Consider the following 17156-nt stretch of genomic DNA (forward strand, 5'->3'; position numbering starts at 1 on the left):
CACCCGCCCGGTGGCGTCGAAAGCGGTCGGATGCCGCCCGGGGTCCGACACGCGCCCGCTGTCAGCCGCGGCCCACGTACGGCATCGTCGTCGCCAGGACCGTCGCGAACTGCACATTCGCCTCCAGCGGCAGCTCCGCCATGTGCAGCACCGTCCGGGCCACGTCGTCCGCCGCCATCACCGGTTCCACAGCCAGTTCGCCATTGGCCTGAAGGACGCCCCTCTGCATCCGCTCGGTCATCTCGGTCGCCGCGTTGCCGATGTCGATCTGGCCGCAGGCGATCCGGTACGGGCGCCCGTCCAGCGACAGCGATTTCGTCAGCCCCGTCATGGCGTGCTTCGTCGCCGTGTACGCCACCGAGTGAGGACGCGGCGCATGGGCGGAGATCGAGCCGTTGTTGATGATCCGGCCGCCCTGCGGGTCCTGCTCCTTCATCTGCCGGTACGCCGCCTGCGCGCACAGGAACGCCCCCGTCAGGTTCACCTCGACCACGGTGCGCCAGTCGTCGTACGACAGGTCCTCCACCGGGACGGAGCGCGGGCCGAACGTCCCCGCGTTGTTGAACAGCAGGTCGACCCGGCCGATCCACTCCCGTACGGAGGAGAACAGCGCGGTCACGTCCTCGGGGCGGGAGACGTCGGCGGGGACGGTGATCACCCTGGCCTTCTCCCCGGCCAGTTCCGCGGTCTCGGCGAGGGGTTCGGGGCGGCGGCCCGCGAGTGCCACCGACCAGCCGGCGCCGGTAAGGGCAAGAGCCACTGCACGGCCGATCCCGGAGCCCGCGCCCGTGACGACGGCCGTTTTCGCATCGGAGTTCAACAGTTTGTTGCTCATGACGCCGCAGCGTACGCCTCCCGGGTCAAAGGTCCCCGGCAAGCGGCCGGTTCGGGTTCGACGGAATGACTTCTTGATCATTCGTCGGCGATTCCAGCGCCGCCGGGGCCGCTTGACGATGATCATGTTCCTGCGACTGCGTACCTCTCTGTCTGCGTACCTCCGTGTCCGCGGTACCTCAGCGCAATTCGTCCCCCGGGGGGCGATCCCGCCGCACTCCTCATCAGCGCGACGCCTGTGCGACGCCACCACGACAGCCACTCGATGTGCGGGACCGGTGGACTTCCACGCGTACACCGCCAGTCAGGGGAGGGACAGATGACGTACTCATCGCACCAGCAGGAGATGCGCGACGCCGCGCGTCAGGTCGGACGCCGCCGCTTTCTCACCGTCACCGGTGCCGCCGCCGCGCTCGCTTTCTCGGTCAACCTGCCCGCCGCGGGCGCCGCGAGCGCCGCCGAGCTGGACGCCAGGAAGATCAGCGAGGACCCGTTCACGCTCGGCGTGGCCTCCGGTGACCCGTTGCCCGACTCGGTCCTGCTGTGGACGAGACTCGCACCGCGCCCGTACGAGCCGGACAGCGGACTGCCGAACGCCCGCGTCCAGGTGCGCTGGGAGCTCGCCCGTGACGAGCACTTCACCCGGATCGTCCGGCGCGGCACCGCCACCGCCCACCCGGAGTTCGACCACAGCGTCCACGTCGAGATCAAGGGCCTCGACGCCGACCGCGTCCTCTACTACCGCTTCCGCGCCGGGAAGTGGGTCAGCCAGGTCGGCCGGACCCGCACCGCCCCCGCCCGGCACGCCCGCAACAGCGCGATGTCCCTCGCCGCGGTCTCCTGCCAGGCCTACCACGACGGCTACTTCACCGCGTACGGCCACCTCGCGCAGGAGGACGTCGACGTCGTCTTCCACCTCGGCGACTACCTCTACGAGTACGCCGTGACCGCGACCGGCGGAGCCCGCAACTACACGGACCGCACACTCCCCGCCCACTTCAACCGGGAGACGGTCACCCTGGAGGACTACCGCCTGCGGTACGCCCTCTACAAGTCCGACCCGGATCTGCGCGCCGCGCACGCCGCGCACCCCTTCGTCGTCACCTGGGACGACCACGAGACCGAGAACAACTACGCGGGCGACACCCCGGAGAACGACGTCCCGCCGGAGGAGTTCCTGCTGCGGCGCGCCGCCGCGTACCGCGCGTACTGGGAGAATCAGCCACTGCGCACCCCGCAGCGGCCGACCGGCCCTGACATGAAGCTCTACCGGCGCCTGCAGTTCGGCCGGCTCGCCCAGTTCGACATCCTCGACACCCGTCAGTACCGCAGCGACCAGGCGTACGGGGACGGCTGGCAGAAGCCGGGACCGGAGTCCGAGGACCCGTCGCGCACCCTGACCGGTGCCACCCAGGAGCGCTGGCTGCTCGACGGATGGAAGGCCTCCCGGGCCACCTGGAACGTCGTACCGCAGCAGGTCACCTTCGCCCAGCGGCGGGATGTACCGACCGACGCCTTCAAGCTGTCCATGGACTCCTGGGACGGCTACCCGGCCTCCCGCGACCGGATCCTGAAGGGCGCGGAGGCCGCCGGGATCGACAACCTGATGGTGCTGACCGGCGACGTCCACGTCGGCTACGGCTTCGACCTGAAGAAGGACTTCAACGATCCGTCGTCGCGCACGCTCGGCACGGAGATCGTCGCCACGTCGATCGCGAGCGGCAAGGACGGCTCAGACAAGCCGGCCAGCTGGAACAACCAGATGCAGGCCAACCCGCACATGAAGTTCTTCAACGGACGGCGCGGGTACGCGGTCGTCACGCTGGGCCAGGACCAGGCACGCGCCGACTTCCGCACGGTGTCGGCCGTCACCACGCCCGGTGCGCCCGTCGCGACGGCCGGATCGTTCGTCACGGAGGTGGGCAACCAGGGCCTCACGCCTGCGTGAGGCCCTGACTCCGTCCCGCTCAGCCGATGCCGTCCGCCGGGTAGCGGACGCCGATGCGGTCCCGTACCGCATCGAGCGTCCGCATCACCGCCAGCGAACCGTCCAGAGGTACCAGCGGTGACTCCGTCTCGCCCGCCAGCAGCGCCCGCACCACCTCGGCCTGCTCGAACTGCATCCCGCTGAGTCCCTCGTCCGACGACCCCGCGGTGAACTCCTGCGGGTCGTGTCCCGGCCGGTGCAGCACGAACCGCTCCGGGTAGAAGAAGCCGCGCGGGAACTCGATCCGGCCCCGGGTGCCCGTGATCGAGGCGGTCTGTGGGGTGTCCGCGACCAGCGAGCAGCTGAGCAGCGCCGTGGCGCCCGACTCCCAGCCCAGCAGCATGCCGGTGTTCAGATCGACGCCCTCCGGGGAGAGCAGCGCATCGGCCTGGATCCGGTCCGGCTCACCCAGCAGCAGCTGTGCGAACGACACCGGGTACACCCCCAGGTCCAGCAGCGCACCCCCGCCCAGCGCCGGGTCCCGCAGCCGGTGGTCGGGGCCGAACGGGCCCGCGAGCCCGAAGTCGGCCTGCACGGTGCGGATGTCGCCGATGGCACCGTCGGCGATCAGCGCGGTCAGCCGCCTGATGACCGGGTTGCAGTACGTCCACATCGCCTCCATCAGGAAGAGGCCACGGTCCCGGGCGAGCGCCACGAGCTCCTCCGCCTCCCGGGCATTGAGCGTGAACGCCTTCTCGCACAGCACGTGCTTCCCGGCCTTCAGACAGAGCTCGGTGGCCTCCCGGTGCGCGGAGTGCGGGGTGGCCACGTACACCACGTCGACCTCGTCGTCCGCGGCGAGCTCGGCCCAGCTGCCGTACGCCCTGGGTATCCCGAACCGCTCGGCGAACGCCTTGGCCGACGTGTCCGTGCGCGAGGCCACGGCTACCACTTCCGTGCCGGGCACCGCCTGAAGATCAGCGGTGAAGGTCGCGGCGATGCCACCCGTAGCCAGCACGCCCCAACGCACGGTCCTGCTCATGCCTGCTCCCAAAAAGGTCTCGACCACTCCGGCTGAGCTGAGAGCATAGAGGCGGATTCAACTATTTGGAGATGAGAATGCCGGAGAGCGGCGTGAGCCGAGCCCAGCACACCCACATACCGACCGACAGGACCGGCATCCGTGCCGCGACCGGTCCGACCGCCACCGCGGCGGCCCGGCGCACCGGACTCCTCGTCACTCTTGTCCTCGGCGGTCTCACCGCACTTCCGCCGCTCTCCATGGACATGTACCTCCCGGCGCTCCCCGCGGTCACCGACGCCCTGCACGCCCCGGCCGCCACCGTCCAGCTCACCCTCACCGCCTGCCTCGGCGGCATGGCGCTCGGACAGGTCGTCGTCGGACCGATGAGCGACCGCTGGGGCCGGCGCCGGCCGCTCCTGCTCGGCATGGTCGTCTACGTGCTCGCCACCGCGCTCTGCGTCTTCGCGCCCACCACGGAACTCCTCATCGGCTTCCGCCTCCTGCAGGGACTGGCCGGTGCGGCCGGCATCGTCATCGCCCGGGCCGTGGTCCGTGACATGTACGACGGTGTGGAGATGGCCCGGTTCTTCTCCACCCTGATGCTGATCTCCGGCGTCGCACCGGTCGTCGGGCCACTGATCGGCGGACAGGTGCTGCGGTTCACCGACTGGCGGGGCATCTTCGCCGTCCTCACGGTCGTCGGCGTGCTGCTCACCCTGGTCGTCTGGAAGTGGCTGCACGAGACGCTGCCACCCGAGGAACGGCACACCGGCGGGGTCGGTGACGCGCTGCGCACCATGCGCCGACTCCTCGGCGACCGCACGTTCACCGGCTACATGGTCGCGGGCAGTCTCGCCTTCGCGGCCCTCTTCGCGTACGTGAGCGCCTCGCCGTTCGTCGTGCAGGAGATCTACGGCGCCTCGCCGCAGACCTTCAGCCTGCTCTTCGGCATCAACTCGATCGGCCTGATCACCGTCGGCCAGATCAACGGCAAGGTACTGGTGGGCCGGATCAGCCTGGACAAGGCGCTCGGCTTCGGGCTCGGGGTCATCGTGCTGGCCGCGACCGCCCTGCTGCTGATGACGTCCGGGGCCTTCGGCGACGTCGGTCTGGTGCCGGTCGCCGCCGGGCTCTTCGTGCTGATGTCGGCGATGGGGCTGGCGATGCCGAACACCAACGCCCTGGCGCTGATGCGTACCAAGCACGCCGCGGGTTCCGCCTCGGCGCTGCTCGGTACGTCGTCGTTCCTGATCGGCGCGATCGCCTCACCGCTCGTCGGGATCGCGGGGGACGCGACGGCCGTACCCATGGCGGTCGTCCAGCTGGTGTGCGCGGTCGGGGCCATGGCGTGCTTCCTGGGCCTGTGCCGGCCCTGGCAGCGCGGTGACGCAAGGGCTTGAGCACGGACCCTCGGGCCACTCGCCCAGGGGGTGTCCGGCCAGGTTTCCCCGGCACCCCCTAGCGGTCGGCGCGCGGGTAGCCGAGCAGATGCAGCCGGTCCAGCTCGTCCGTCCAGCGGAACACGCCGACCCCCGCCGCGGCCTCCGTGGCCGGCAGCCGCACATTCGCGGGCAGCGCCTCCGGCACCCCGCTGGTGACCTCGACCTGGACCGGACGGCCGCGGCCGGCCAGCACGTCCGCCGCGTTGCGTCCGGGCGTCGCGCCGTACGCGATGCCCTCGTCCGTCACGGAGACCAGGGTCAGCGGCTTGGAGCCGTCCGTCGCCTCGAGACAGAACCCCTTCTTCGTCTCCAGGTCGAAGGCGAGGTTCCCGGCCACCAGGTACGTCCGCGAGGGCGACATGACGGCCTGCGGATACTGGCCCGGCTTGATCGCCACCTTGTGGCATTCCACCGTGGCCACCGGCTTCCCCGTCTCCGCGTCGTGCACCGCCCACAGGTCATGGGTCGTCGCCCGCTTCTGGCCCTTCGCGAGCTGCCACTTCGCCAGCACCCAGCCGGGGGCCACCGTGGTCGGGATCCCGCTGGAACGGTCGGTGCCCTTCGGGGCGACGTTCCGGCTGAACCAGCCGCCCTGCACCCAGAACTCCCGTGCCCCGCTGACCAGCAGGCCCTTCGTGGTCAGTCCGAACACCTCGGTGAGCTGCCTGCAGGACGGGCAGCCCTTCGGGTACTTCAGCGCCGTGGGAGCGATCTTCGTGATGCGGCCGCTCGCCGGGTCGACCAGCACGCTGTTGGTGCGGCCGTCACTGATCAGGATGCCGGGTCCGCTGGTGTCGACGGTCGGTGCGGAGTTCCACGGCACCTCGATGCGCTGCCGGGAGCCGTCCGTCGCGTTGTACACATCGAGGGAGACGATCGTGTCGGCCGGGGTCAGCGCGTTCACGCCGACCTTCCCGTACGCCCACGTGACGAAGTACTCCACGTCGTCCTTGGTGACCAGGAGCAGCTTCGGGAAGTGCTTCGAGGCCGGCGGCCGCCAGTTCTCGCCCTTCCAGCCTGCCTTCCCGGTCTCCGAGTCGATGGTCTCCAGCCGGTACTGGTTGTCGGAGACCCGCAGCAGGTAGGCGAGGCGTCCCGTCGTCCGGGAGATCGCGTAGTCGGGTGAGGTGTTGATGAGCTCCCAGCCGCGTCGGGTCGTGTACGCGGGGGGAACGGTGAGCTGTGTCGCCGGGCCCGCACCCGTCCGAACCGGCTTCTTCGGCCCGCCGTCGCCCTTGCCCTCCTCGCCCTTCTTCCCGTTCCCCCCGGCACCGCAGGTGGCCAGCAGAAGCAGCAGGGCAAGCACCAGCACCCCGGCGACCAGAGTCAGGCGCACGATCTTCTGTCGCATTGTCCCCTTGATGAGCATTCCCGACCTCACGTGAGCATTCCTGACCTCGCGCCGATCAGCGTAGCAACTGGCCCAGGCGTCCCGGCAGTTCAGCTCGGCGGCCGTGGTGCGGGGATCGACTGCGGGCGACGGTGCGCCGGACGGGACGGGCACCGGCCGGAGAACGGCCGGTCGTGTCCGCCTACAATTTTTCGGTGAACGTCACCCTCTCCACTGCGGAAGCCCTGCGCGCGGCGCTGGCCGGACTCCTCGACGGACTGCCGCCCAAGCAGGCCGCGCAGGCCGTCGACCGGCTGATCGCCAATTACCGGGGAACCACCCCGACCGATGCCCCGGTGCTCCGCGACCGCTCGGACGTCGCCGCGTACGCCGCGTACCGGATGCCCGCGACCTTCGAAGCGGCACGGTCCGCCCTCACCGCCCTGCGTGAGGCCGCTCCGGAATGGGCACCCACCACCCACACCGACATCGGCGGCGGCACCGGCGCGGCGAGCTGGGCCGTCGCCGGGGCCTGGGAGGGGCACCGGACCACCGTCCTCGACTGGGCCGAGCCCGCCCTCGTCCTCGGCCGGGAACTGGCCGGGGCCTCCGGTGTCGAGGCCCTGCGCACCGCCGACTGGCGGCGGGCCCGGATCGGTGCGGGCCTGGAGCTCGACCCCACGGACCTGGTGACCGTCAGTTACGTGCTGGGGGAGCTGACGGCGGCCGCACGCACCGCCCTCGTCGACACGGCCGCAGCCGCCGCACAGGCCGTCGTGATCGTCGAGCCCGGTACCCCCGGCGGATACGCCCGCATCATCGAGGCCCGCGACCGGCTGATCGCCGCCGGGCTGACGGTCGCCGCGCCGTGTCCGCACAGCGAGGCGTGCCCCATCGAGCCGGGCACCGACTGGTGTCACTTCTCCGCCCGGGTCAGCCGCTCCTCGCTGCACCGGCAGGTGAAGGGCGGATCACTGCCGTACGAGGACGAGAAGTTCAGCTATGTCGTGGCGACCCGCTTCGCCACCGAGCCGGTACTCGCCCGGGTCACCCGCAAGCCGCAGATCCGCAAGGGGCAGGTGCTGCTGGACCTCTGCACCCGTGACGAGGCACTGAAGCGCTCCACGGTCACCAAGCGGCACGGCGAGCTGTACCGGGCCGCCCGGGACATCGCGTGGGGCGACGCCTGGCCGCCCCCCGGTGACGACGACTAGAGCCTCTCTTCCGGATATCAGGCCGGAAGAGAGACCTGGCCGCGCAGCTCCTGGGTGCAGCACTTCACGCTGCCGCCGCCCTTGAGCAGCTCGCTCAGGTCCATCGGGACCGGTTCGAAACCGCGCGCCCGCAGCGGGTCGAAGAGGCCCCCGGCGCCCTGGGGCACCAGGACATGGAGGCCGTCGCTGACCGCGTTGAGCCCGAGGGCCGCTGCGTCCGCCTCCTCGGCCGTCAACGCGTCGGGGAACAGCCGCCTCAGCACGGAGCGGCTGCCCGGCGAGAAGGCGCCCGGGTAGTACATGATCTCGTCGCCCGCCTCGTCGAGCACACACAGCGCCGTGTCCAGGTGGTAGTACCGCGGGTCCACCAGATCGAGCCCGATCACCGGCCGTCCGAAGAACTCCTGTGCCTCGTCGTGCGAGAGCGGACTGGACCGGAAGCCGCGCCCGGCCAGCAGGTACGACGAGGTGACCGCGAAATCTCCCTCGCCCTCGTTGACGTGGGCCGGCTCGTGGATCTCGGTGAAACCGTGGTCCCGGAACCAGTCCCGGTGCGCCGCGGCCTCGGGGTACCGCTCCTGGTACGCGAACCGGGCGCCCAGCACCCGGCCGTCCACGACGGTGGCGCCATTGGCGGCGAAGACCATGTCGGGCAGGTCGGGACGCGGGGTGAGCAGCTCGACGGTGTGGCCGAGCGCCCGGTAGCGGTCGCGCAGGTCCTCCCACTGGGCCTGGGCCAGCTGCAGATCGACCGGCTTGCTCGGGTCCATCCAAGGGTTGATGGAGTACGTGACCTCGAAATGGGTCGGGGCGCACATCAGATAGCGGCGCGGGGTCGCTTCACGAAGCGATGAGGGTGTGGCTTCACGAGGCAATGGGGGCTCCTCACGGACAGCAGGGGTGGCCTGCGGACAGTCGGGGCTCGCACGGGTCTGTGCGTGAGCCCATGGTGCGCCGTCCGGGGCGACCGCGCAGTGAACCGATCGGGTGGTTGTACGGGCGGCTCGGTAACGACTACGGAGAGGCGTCGAGGCGCAACGTTCCGTCTCGCCCTGCCGGTGGACACCTACTGAGCCACACCTGCCATTTCAGGCCAATTATTGGCATAGTGCCCAGCTCAGTGCGCCGGTCCTCGCACCCCGCTTGAGAACTCTGGCCACCCGAGGCGCAGGATGGTGGGACCATAGGCAGGGGCAACGCTGAGGTAAGGGGATTGATGGGCGCCGATTTCGGCCGTTCTCGCGGCACAGAGAGCAAGTTTTCCCAATGGCTTCGCCGACGACCCAAATCGCAGCACAGCGAGGTCGACGACACCGCCCGGGAGGCGCTGCTCCTGGCTGTCGCCGAAGCCGGAATGCCCATCTCGCCGGCCGCCCACCCGGTCGGCTACCGATGTTCGTGCGAACGCATCGGCTGTCCCACCCCCGCCCGGCATCCCATCTCGTTCGCCTGGCAGACGCAGTCCACCACGGACCGCGCCCAGATCGAGCGATGGGCCCGCAGCCAGCCGCAGGCCAACTTCATCACCGCGACCGGCATGATCCATGACGTTCTCGACGTGCCGTTGACCGCGGGCAACCAGGCTCTGGAGCGGCTCCTCGCCGCGGACATCGACGTCGGCCCGGTGGCAGTCTCCGGTGACGACCGGATGCTCTTCTTCACCGCCACCCGCGGCACCCCCGAGGACGAGGACGAGTGGTGGCCCTGCGAGCTGGACTGTCATCCCGAGACCATGGACGAGCATCCGGGGATGCGCTGGCACTGCCGCGGAAGCTACGTACTCCTGCCGCCCGCCATGCTCCCCGGTGAGCTGGACGTGCACTGGGTCCGCGGCCCGGAGAACCCGCTGCCGGACCCGCTGACGCTGCTGGAGACGCTCACCGACGCCTGCGCGCAGTACGCCGACACGGCGGACCAGAGCGATCTCGACCACGACTCGGTGGCCTGGCCGCTCAGCCGCTGAAATCCCCCGCGGCGGAAGAACGGGCGAGCCGGGAACGCGGGGCCCGAACCCTGCGCCACGGGCACAGCGCGAGCCCTGCATCACGGGCCAGCAGGGGACGGCTCCCACGCAGAACGGAACGCCGCCCACGGCAGCGCAGGACCGCGCCTACGAGCCCTTCGCCGCCGTGAGCCCGGGCAGCCGGTTCAGCACGATCACCTTGGTGTTGTTCCCGGCGCCCTTCTTCGGTACGTACACCAGTTGGCTGGAGACCCGCTCCTTGGTGAGGGTGGTCTTCACCTCGCCGGTCAGCAGCGCCTGTACATCCGCGTTGACCGGCGGGCGCAGTCCCTTCGCCGCGGTCTGCTGCTCGAAGTGCTTGCTGCTGAAGAAGACCAGCGCCCCGCCGTCCTCCGTCTCCAGGCCGAGCGGGCCGAACGTACCGCCGTCCAACGGCTGGTCGATGAACTGGAAGGAGAAGCCCGCCCGCCGGCTGTTTCTGCGCTCGACCCGCCAGGCCGAGGTGGCGACCCCGGGGGCGAACACGTCCGGCGTGCCCTTCTGCAGGTACTGCGTGTACGACGTGCTCAAGTCCTTGGGCGCCACGGCCAGTTCCGCACTGTCCGCGGTGACCGGCCGGGCCCGCCCTTCGCCGTCCTTCGCGAACGCGGGCAGCTCGGACGGCGTCACGACCGCGAGATACGACGCCTTCCAGACCGCGTCGGGACCGGTCCTGACGAAGACGATCAGCCAGCTGGTGTCCTGCTTCCCGCTGTCCTGGTCGCGGTTGGAGTCGGTGTTCGCGAGGAACCAGCGCGGCCAGCCGGCCTTCTTCGGGATGAGATACGTGGCGTCGGTCAGCTCCAGCGGCCGGTGGTTCGCGTTGCCGTCGGGGTTGTTCTTCTGCCGCGCTCGCAGACCGGCCTGGTTGATCGCACCGAGCGAACCGGTGACCCGGTCAGCGTCCAGCGCAGGGTCGTAGGCCTTGTCCGCCGCGTTGTACGCGGTGGTGAAGTCCGCAAGGGCCTTCGCGGCCTCAGACTTCGTCGCCGCCGGTACGACTTCCAGCTCGCCGTGCACCGTCACGCACGCGCTCGCCGTCATGCTCAGCACCGTCGCTGTCGCGAGCCCCGTCGCCAGCCGAATCGGCCTCAGGCTTCTCATCCGTTGCTTTCTGCGCCTTCTGATCCGTCGCCCCCACTGACCGTCCGAAGCCTACCGGGGCGATGAACAACGCGAGAGTGGGGATCAGATACAGCGCCCACACCGTGACCTGAAGAATGGTCGGATCCGGCTGGAAGTTGAAGGTGCCCTTCAGCAGCGTGCCGTACCAGCTGTCCGGCGGGATCGTGGCGCTGATGTCGAACGCCCGGTTCTGCAGACCGCCGAGGAACTCCGCCTCCTGCAGGTCGTGGACGCCGTACGCGAGCACGCCCGCCGCGACGACCACCAGCATGCCGCCGGTCCAGGTGAAGAACTTCGCCAGGTTGATCTTCAGCGCGCCGCGGTAGAACAGCCAGCCCAGCACCACGGCCGTGGCGATCCCGAGCAGCGCACCGATCATCGGATGCCAGCCGTCGTCCGCGGCATGCACCGCACGCCAGACGAACAGCGAGGTCTCGAGCCCCTCCCGGCCGACGGCGAGCAGCGCCGTGGCGACCAGCGCGCCGGTGCCCATCGCGAGCGCCGCGTCGAGTTTGCCGTGCAGCTCCGCCTTCAGATGCCGCGCGGTGCGCCGCATCCAGAACACCATCCACGTGACCAGGCCGACCGAGAGGATCGACAGCGAACCGCCGAGCGCCTCCTGTGCCTTGAACGTCATCTCCTGCGAGCCGAATTCGAGCCCCGCGCCGAACGCCAGGCTGACGACGACCGCGATGGAGACCCCGACCCAGATCGGCATCAGCTTGCTCCGATTGCCGGTCTTCACCAGATAGGCGACGAGGATGCAGACGACCAGGCTGGCCTCGAGGCCCTCGCGCAGGCCGATCAGATAGTTGCTGAACACGTTTCGGTTCTCCTTCTTCCGCTTCGAGTCCCGTTACGAGAACAGCGCCCGGCCCCACCAGTCGTCCTTGGAGCGGACGCCCGGCGGGACGGCGAAGTGCGCCGAACCCACGTGCTGGATGTACTCGTTGAGTGCGTCGTGTGCCGCGAGGCGGCGCTGCAGCGGAATGAACGCCTTCCGGACATCGCGCTGGTAGGCCAGGAAGAACAGCCCGGCGTCGAGCCGGCCCAGGCCGTCCGTGCCGTCCGTGAAGGAGTAGCCACGGCGCAGGATCTTCGCACCGTCGTTGCTGTCCGGGTGGGCGAGCCGCACATGGGCGGTCGGCAGCATCGCCTTCAGGAACGGCTCGTCGCGCTCCTTCGCCTTGCCGACCGGGGCCCCCTCGCCTTTGTCCCGGCCGAAGACGTCCTCCTGCTCCTGGAGTCCGGTCCGGTCCCAGGTCTCGATGTGCATGCGGATGCGCCGGGCCACCAGGTACGAACCCCCGGTCATCCAGCCGGCGTCGTCCTTCTCGCCGACCCACACGTGCTTGTCGAGGGCTGCGGTGTCGGTGCCGGAGATGTTCCGGGTGCCGTCCTTGAAGCCCATCATGTTCCGCGGGGTCTGGGCGTCGGGCGTCGTCGACGACGTCTTGCCGAAGCCCAGCTGCGACCAGCGGATCGCGGTGCGGCCCATGCCGATCCTGGCGAGGTTGCGGATGGCGTGCACCGCGACCTGCGGGTCGTCCGCGCACGCCTGGACGCACAGGTCGCCGCCGCTGCGGGCCGCGTCGAGATTGTCGCCGGGGAACTTCGGCAGATCGACGAGCGCCTCCGGGCGCCGGTCCTCAAGGCCGAACCTCCCCTTGGTGAACAGGGAGGGACCGAAGCCGATGGTCAGGGTGAGCCGGGAGGGCTTGAGTCCCAGCGCCTCGCCGGTGTCGTCCGGCGGTGCTTCGGCGAGACCGCCGTACGCCCCGTCGCCGACCGCGTGACCTGCCGTCATCCGCTCGGCCGCCCGCGTCCACTCCTTGAGCAGCGCGATCAGCTCGGCCCGGTCCTTCGTGGTCACGTCGAACGCGGCGAAGTGCAGCCTGTCCTGGACGGCGGTGGCGATACCGGCCTGGTGCACACCGTGGAACGGCACCGCGGCGCCGCTGTCCGCAGCCGGCACGGCGTCGTTCTCCGTACGCACCGCGGCGACCGTGCCACCGGTCGCGACCGCGCCGAGCGCAAGCCCGGCACCGCCCCAGCCGAGCAGCGCACGGCGCGACGGGGCGCGGCCGCCGGTGGCGACCGACTCGGCGGCGACGGTATCGGCGACGTCCGTCCCGGCGGTGTTCTGATTCTCCTCGGACATGACCGGTGCCTCCCCGCCCGTTACTTCGTCACTGCGGCGGCGAGCTGCGACAGCGGCTCGGCCAGCGCGTTGACGGCGTCCGACAGCTCCTTGCGGTCCGCCTTGCCGACCTTCTCGTACGAGGTGAAGTCGTAGGAGTTCTTGTCCTCGCGGTACTTGTCCAGCAGCGTGTTCAGCGCCGCGAACTGCTTGTCCAGGGTGGCGGTCAGCGCCGCGTCGTTCTTCGAGGCGATCGGCTTGAGGAGCTCGTACGACTTCTGCGCGCCCTCGACATTGGCCTTGAAGTCGATCAGGTCGGTGTGGCTGTAGCGCTCCTCCTCACCGGTGACCTTGCCGGTGGCGACCTCGTCGAGGAGCTCCTTGGCGCCGTTGGCCATCGAGGTCGGGGTGATCTCCGCCTTGCCGACCCGCTTCTGCCAGTCGACGAGGTCCTTGTAGAGGACGGGGGCGAGGGCCTTCTCCTCGGCGCCGAGCTTCTTGTCCTGCCACAGCGCCTTCTCCAGGCGGTGCCAGCCGGTCCACTTCTGGCCGTCCTCCAGGCCGTCCTCGCGGACGTCGACCTTCGGGTCGATGTCACCGAACGACTCGGCGACCGGCTCGGTGCGCTCCCAGCCGATGCGGGAGTCGGCGTACGCCTTCTTCGCGGCCTCGATGTCGCCCGCGGCGACGGCGTCCGTGAATACCTTGACCTTCGGCAGCGTCTCGTCGGCCTGCGCCTGCACGTAGGTGCGGTAGCCGGCGACGGCCTTGTCCATCTCGGGGCTGCGCTTGACCGCGGTGCCGCCGGTGACCTCGATCTTCTGCCGGAAGCCGGCGCCCTTCATGCCGGGCTTGCAGACGACGTCGTACGAACCGGCCTTGACCTCGGCGGTGATGGTGGCCTTGGTGCCGGGGCCGATGTTCTCGCGCTCGGCGACGATGCGGTCGTCCGGGAAGAGGACGTAGACCTCGGTGACCTTGGATCCCTTGTTCTCCACGGCGAGTGCGATGTGACCGGCCGGGAGCTTCTTCTTCGACACCGCGCAGGAGTCGTCCTTCGCGGTGACCTTCACCGCGTCGTCACCCTTGCCGTCGCTCTTCTCGGCGCAGCCCGTGACGGCGGTCAGAGCCGCCGCGGTGGCGACAGCGGTGACGACGGAGAAACGAACGGCTCGCATACGGGCTCCACAAAGGCTGAAGAGGATGAACAGGGCCGGAAATGGGCGGGTGAGGCGGACCTAACTTAACCGAGGCTTACCTCACCGGTACCCACCCGTGCAGTGATTCAGCTCTCACCTGGGGTGCCGGAGAACGGGGCGATCACGGACGACCCATGGGCGCCCCACGGAAGGGTCAAGGGATGGTCAACCGGTTCTTGGTGGTGCGGACGGGGGGCGCCTCGGTACCGGAGCCGTCGCCGCGGCCCCGCCGCCGTACCGTCCGATCCGTTCCTGCGGCACCACCGGGCCGCACGATGCTTGAATGCGCACGTGAGTGACTACGACGTACCCGCAGGCATCGACGTACTGCACGTGTTCTGCGGCCCGGACGGACGGCACGGCAACGCCCTCGGGGTCGTACGCGACGGGCGTACGTACGCCGACGAGGCGTCCCGGCAGGCGCTCGCCGGGCAGCTCGGTTTCAGTGAGACCGTGTTCGTCGACGATCCCGAGCGCGGGCACGTCGACATCTATACGCCGGGACTCCGGCTGCCGTTCGCCGGGCATCCGCTCGTGGGCGCCGCCTGGCTGCTCGACCTGGAGATCCTGGAGCTGCCGGTCGGCGACGTCTACGCCCGTCAGGACGGCGAGTTCAGCTGGATCGCGGCCCGCCCCGAGTGGGTGCCGCCGCGCACGCTGGAGCAGTACGCATCCGCCGCCGAGGTGGAGGCGCTGACCGGGCCTCCCCCGGGGGAGGGCTGGCTGTACGTATGGGCGTGGGAGGACGAGGCGGCGGGACGGGTGAGGGCGCGGGCCTTCCCGCGGCGCATCCATGAGCGCGGTGTCAGCCGCCCCGGTGGAGCCGGGGCTTGCACCGGGGGGATCGTCGAGGACGAGGCGACGGGCGCGGCGGCGCTGCTGCTCAGCGCGCAACTGGGCCGGGCCCTCAACATCACGCAAGGGTGCGGCTCCCAGATCCTCACCGCGCCCGCACCGGACGGCACGGTGGAGATCGGGGGCCGCGTCCTGCTGGCGGGTGCAAGCCTGTCGCCGGCGCTCTGACGTCGGACGGGCGAATTCGGAGTGGTGTCGGCGGTGTGACGTCGGGCGGGGCGACTTCAAGCCCGTCCGGTGATTGAGGGCGAAGCGGCACGGGTGACCGGGTCCACCGTCGGAACCCGGTCGCCCCGCCCCCGCGCCCCGTGAGGCCTACGCACTGCGGGGGAACACCTCGCCCAGCTCCCGGAACACCGCCGTGTTCAGCGCGAACGCGCGCCTGCACTCGTCGACGATCCGCTTCTTCTCCAGTTCGTCCGCGTCCACCGCGTCCAGCAGCTCGCGGTAACTCCGCTTGAACGAGGCGGGGTTGGCAATCTCCTCGAAGACATAGAACCGGACACCGTCGCCCTTGCGCGCGAAGCCCCAGGTCTTCTCCGCCCTGTCGCGGATGATCTGGCCGCCGGAGAGATCCCCGAGATAGCGGGTGTAGTGGTGTGCGACGTATCCGGCGGACCAGGTGCGCGCGCACTCGGTGACCCGGTCGGCGTACGCGGCCGTCGCGGGCAGTGGCTCCAGGCCCCTGCGCCAGTCCGCACCGCGAAGATGCGCCAGGTCGCGTTCCAGCTCCGCGGTGCGCATCAGCTCCGGCTGTATGAACGGACCGGCGACCGGGTCGGTGCGCAGTGCCTCCGCGCCTTCCTCCAGCGCCCGGTAGACGAACCACAGCTGCTCGGTGTAGCGCGTGTACGCAACCACTCCGAGCCGCCCGCCCAGCAGGTCGCTCATGAAGGCCGAGGTCTCCGCCTCGGTGTGCTGCTCGTGCGACGCCGTGCGGATCAGCGTCGAGAAGGGCGTGGTGGCGGCTGTTGCGTCCAAGGCGGGCCTCCGGGGACCGAGGAGGGAGGGAAGTCCGGAAGAAGACGGAAAGCCGACGGCGACTGCGCTCGGCAGCCACTGTCGACATCTCCGATCCTCCAACTTAGGCTTACCTAAGTCAACAGCTTCCCGACGGTCCGTCGGTAAGACGATACGCCCGGTTCCACCCGTTCGCCGGGGTTGCGGATCGCGTACGAAGGGCTAGGGAAGGGTCAGGATCTCGGCGCCCGTCTCGGTCACCACCAGCGTGTGCTCGAACTGGGCGGTGCGCTTGCGGTCCTTCGTCACCACGGTCCAGCCGTCGTCCCACATGTCGTACTGGTGTGTCCCGAGCGTCAGCATCGGCTCGATGGTGAATGTCATGCCGGGCTGCATCACGGTGGTCGCGTGCGGGCTGTCGTAGTGCGGAATGATCAGGCCGGAGTGGAACGACGAATTGATCCCGTGCCCGGTGAAGTCCCGGACCACGCCGTACCCGAAGCGCTTGGCGTACGACTCGATGACCCGACCGATCACATTGATCTGGCGCCCGGGGCGGACCGCCTTGATGGCGCGGTTCAGCGACTCCTCGGTGCGCTCCACGAGCAGCCGGGACTCCTCGTCCACATCACCGCAGAGATAGGTGGCGTTGTTGTCGCCGTGCACACCGTTGATGTACGCGGTGACGTCGAGGTTCACGATGTCGCCGTCGCGCAGCACCGTGGAGTCCGGGATGCCGTGGCAGATGACCTCGTTGAGCGACGAGCAGAGCGACTTGGGGAAGCCGCGGTAGCCGAGCGTCGACGGATAGGCGCCGTGATCGCACATGAACTCGTGGGCGACGCGGTCGAGTTCGTCCGTCGTCACGCCAGGAGCGATGTGCTTCGCGGCCTCGGCCATCGCCTGTGCGGCGATCCGGCCGGCGATGCGCATGCGCTCGACGGTGTCGGCGTCCTGGATTTCCGGGCCGGTGTACGGCGCAGGAGCCGGCTTGCCCACGTACTCGGGGCGCCGGATATTTCCCGGTACGGAACGGATGGGAGTGATCTCCCCTGGTGCGAGCAGCGACTGGCCAGACATGTCAGCGAGTCTAACCAGCGAGCT

The 17156-nt window shown here is 69.8% G+C and carries 15 protein-coding genes; 5 read left to right on the top strand and 10 right to left on the bottom strand.

The window, feature by feature from the left end:
• Nucleotides 1-61: 61 nt before the first annotated feature.
• The gene (locus ACIA8E_RS08585; RefSeq protein WP_399295862.1) at nucleotides 62-835 is read right to left on the bottom strand and encodes an SDR family oxidoreductase; all 774 of its coding nucleotides are present in this window, start codon (nucleotides 833-835) and stop codon (nucleotides 62-64) included.
• 318 nt (nucleotides 836-1153) lie between these two features.
• Here ACIA8E_RS08585 and ACIA8E_RS08590 point away from each other — a divergent pair, with 318 nt between their 5' ends.
• A complete protein-coding gene (locus ACIA8E_RS08590) occupies nucleotides 1154-2782 on the top strand; it encodes an alkaline phosphatase D family protein (RefSeq protein WP_399295864.1) in 1629 nt (542 codons plus the stop codon).
• A gap of 19 nt (nucleotides 2783-2801) precedes the next feature.
• Here the strand turns inward: ACIA8E_RS08590 and ACIA8E_RS08595 are convergent, their stop codons facing one another.
• A complete protein-coding gene (locus tag ACIA8E_RS08595; protein ID WP_327124655.1) occupies nucleotides 2802-3803 on the bottom strand; it encodes a Gfo/Idh/MocA family oxidoreductase in 1002 nt (333 codons plus the stop codon).
• A gap of 77 nt (nucleotides 3804-3880) precedes the next feature.
• Here ACIA8E_RS08595 and ACIA8E_RS08600 point away from each other — a divergent pair, with 77 nt between their 5' ends.
• Nucleotides 3881-5185 carry a multidrug effflux MFS transporter gene (locus ACIA8E_RS08600; RefSeq protein WP_399296047.1) on the top strand — a complete coding sequence of 435 codons (1305 nt, stop codon included), beginning with the start codon at nucleotides 3881-3883 and terminating at the stop codon, nucleotides 5183-5185.
• 58 nt (nucleotides 5186-5243) lie between these two features.
• On the opposite strand, the gene ACIA8E_RS08605 is transcribed toward ACIA8E_RS08600, so the two are convergent.
• Nucleotides 5244-6578, bottom strand: a complete 1335-nt coding sequence (locus ACIA8E_RS08605; protein ID WP_399295866.1) for a hypothetical protein — start codon at nucleotides 6576-6578, stop codon at nucleotides 5244-5246.
• Between the two features lie 194 nt (nucleotides 6579-6772).
• On the opposite strand from ACIA8E_RS08605, the gene ACIA8E_RS08610 reads away from it, so the two are divergent.
• The gene (locus tag ACIA8E_RS08610; protein WP_399295868.1) at nucleotides 6773-7771 is read left to right on the top strand and encodes a small ribosomal subunit Rsm22 family protein; all 999 of its coding nucleotides are present in this window, start codon (nucleotides 6773-6775) and stop codon (nucleotides 7769-7771) included.
• A gap of 17 nt (nucleotides 7772-7788) precedes the next feature.
• Here ACIA8E_RS08610 and ddaH read toward each other — a convergent pair whose 3' ends face one another.
• Entirely contained in the window at nucleotides 7789-8646 is an 858-nt protein-coding gene (gene ddaH, locus ACIA8E_RS08615; RefSeq protein ID WP_399295870.1) for a dimethylargininase, read from the bottom strand.
• Between the two features lie 341 nt (nucleotides 8647-8987).
• Between ddaH and ACIA8E_RS08620 the strand changes: the two genes are divergently transcribed.
• On the top strand, nucleotides 8988-9734 hold the full coding sequence (locus ACIA8E_RS08620) for a bifunctional DNA primase/polymerase (protein ID WP_030970575.1): 747 nt from the start codon (nucleotides 8988-8990) through the stop codon (nucleotides 9732-9734).
• A gap of 147 nt (nucleotides 9735-9881) precedes the next feature.
• On the opposite strand, the gene ACIA8E_RS08625 is transcribed toward ACIA8E_RS08620, so the two are convergent.
• From ACIA8E_RS08625 to efeO, 4 genes are read right to left on the bottom strand one after another with little or no spacing between them, the layout of a single operon-like run.
• A complete protein-coding gene (locus ACIA8E_RS08625) occupies nucleotides 9882-10817 on the bottom strand; it encodes a hypothetical protein (RefSeq protein ID WP_399295872.1) in 936 nt (311 codons plus the stop codon).
• Nucleotides 10750-11721, bottom strand: a complete 972-nt coding sequence (efeU, locus tag ACIA8E_RS08630) for an iron uptake transporter permease EfeU (RefSeq protein WP_399295874.1) — start codon at nucleotides 11719-11721, stop codon at nucleotides 10750-10752. Before efeU ends, ACIA8E_RS08625 begins: the two co-directional genes overlap by 68 nt.
• 33 nt (nucleotides 11722-11754) lie before the next feature.
• The gene (gene efeB, locus ACIA8E_RS08635; protein ID WP_399295876.1) at nucleotides 11755-13059 is read right to left on the bottom strand and encodes an iron uptake transporter deferrochelatase/peroxidase subunit; all 1305 of its coding nucleotides are present in this window, start codon (nucleotides 13057-13059) and stop codon (nucleotides 11755-11757) included.
• 20 nt (nucleotides 13060-13079) lie between these two features.
• The gene (gene efeO, locus ACIA8E_RS08640; protein ID WP_399295878.1) at nucleotides 13080-14216 is read right to left on the bottom strand and encodes an iron uptake system protein EfeO; all 1137 of its coding nucleotides are present in this window, start codon (nucleotides 14214-14216) and stop codon (nucleotides 13080-13082) included.
• A 312-nt stretch (nucleotides 14217-14528) separates the two neighbouring features.
• On the opposite strand from efeO, the gene ACIA8E_RS08645 reads away from it, so the two are divergent.
• A complete protein-coding gene (locus ACIA8E_RS08645) occupies nucleotides 14529-15260 on the top strand; it encodes a PhzF family phenazine biosynthesis protein (protein ID WP_399295880.1) in 732 nt (243 codons plus the stop codon).
• Between the two features lie 147 nt (nucleotides 15261-15407).
• Here ACIA8E_RS08645 and ACIA8E_RS08650 read toward each other — a convergent pair whose 3' ends face one another.
• Complete coding sequence (locus ACIA8E_RS08650; protein WP_399295882.1) at nucleotides 15408-16073, bottom strand: heme oxygenase (biliverdin-producing); 666 nt, start codon at nucleotides 16071-16073, stop codon at nucleotides 15408-15410.
• Between the two features lie 201 nt (nucleotides 16074-16274).
• Nucleotides 16275-17132, bottom strand: coding sequence for a type I methionyl aminopeptidase (gene map, locus ACIA8E_RS08655; RefSeq protein WP_313937012.1), 858 nt, complete (start codon nucleotides 17130-17132; stop codon nucleotides 16275-16277).
• Nucleotides 17133-17156 lie beyond the last annotated feature (24 nt).

The sequence above is a fragment of the Streptomyces sp. NPDC051664 genome (assembly GCF_044453545.1).
Classification (GTDB): Bacteria; Actinomycetota; Actinomycetes; order Streptomycetales; family Streptomycetaceae; genus Streptomyces.

What these genes read in the sequence shown, in the direction of transcription:
- ACIA8E_RS08585 (WP_399295862.1), bottom strand. Translation starts at nt 835, where the DNA reads ATGAGCAACAAACTGTTGAACTCCGATGCGAAAACGGCCGTCGTCACG.
- ACIA8E_RS08590 (WP_399295864.1), top strand. Translation starts at nt 1,154, where the DNA reads ATGACGTACTCATCGCACCAGCAGGAGATGCGCGACGCCGCGCGTCAG.
- ACIA8E_RS08595 (WP_327124655.1), bottom strand. Translation starts at nt 3,803, where the DNA reads ATGAGCAGGACCGTGCGTTGGGGCGTGCTGGCTACGGGTGGCATCGCC.
- ACIA8E_RS08600 (WP_399296047.1), top strand. Translation starts at nt 3,881, where the DNA reads ATGCCGGAGAGCGGCGTGAGCCGAGCCCAGCACACCCACATACCGACC.
- ACIA8E_RS08605 (WP_399295866.1), bottom strand. Translation starts at nt 6,578, where the DNA reads ATGCGACAGAAGATCGTGCGCCTGACTCTGGTCGCCGGGGTGCTGGTG.
- ACIA8E_RS08620 (WP_030970575.1), top strand. Translation starts at nt 8,988, where the DNA reads ATGGGCGCCGATTTCGGCCGTTCTCGCGGCACAGAGAGCAAGTTTTCC.
- ACIA8E_RS08625 (WP_399295872.1), bottom strand. Translation starts at nt 10,817, where the DNA reads ATGACGGCGAGCGCGTGCGTGACGGTGCACGGCGAGCTGGAAGTCGTA.
- efeB (WP_399295876.1), bottom strand. Translation starts at nt 13,059, where the DNA reads ATGTCCGAGGAGAATCAGAACACCGCCGGGACGGACGTCGCCGATACC.
- efeO (WP_399295878.1), bottom strand. Translation starts at nt 14,216, where the DNA reads ATGCGAGCCGTTCGTTTCTCCGTCGTCACCGCTGTCGCCACCGCGGCG.
- map (WP_313937012.1), bottom strand. Translation starts at nt 17,132, where the DNA reads ATGTCTGGCCAGTCGCTGCTCGCACCAGGGGAGATCACTCCCATCCGT.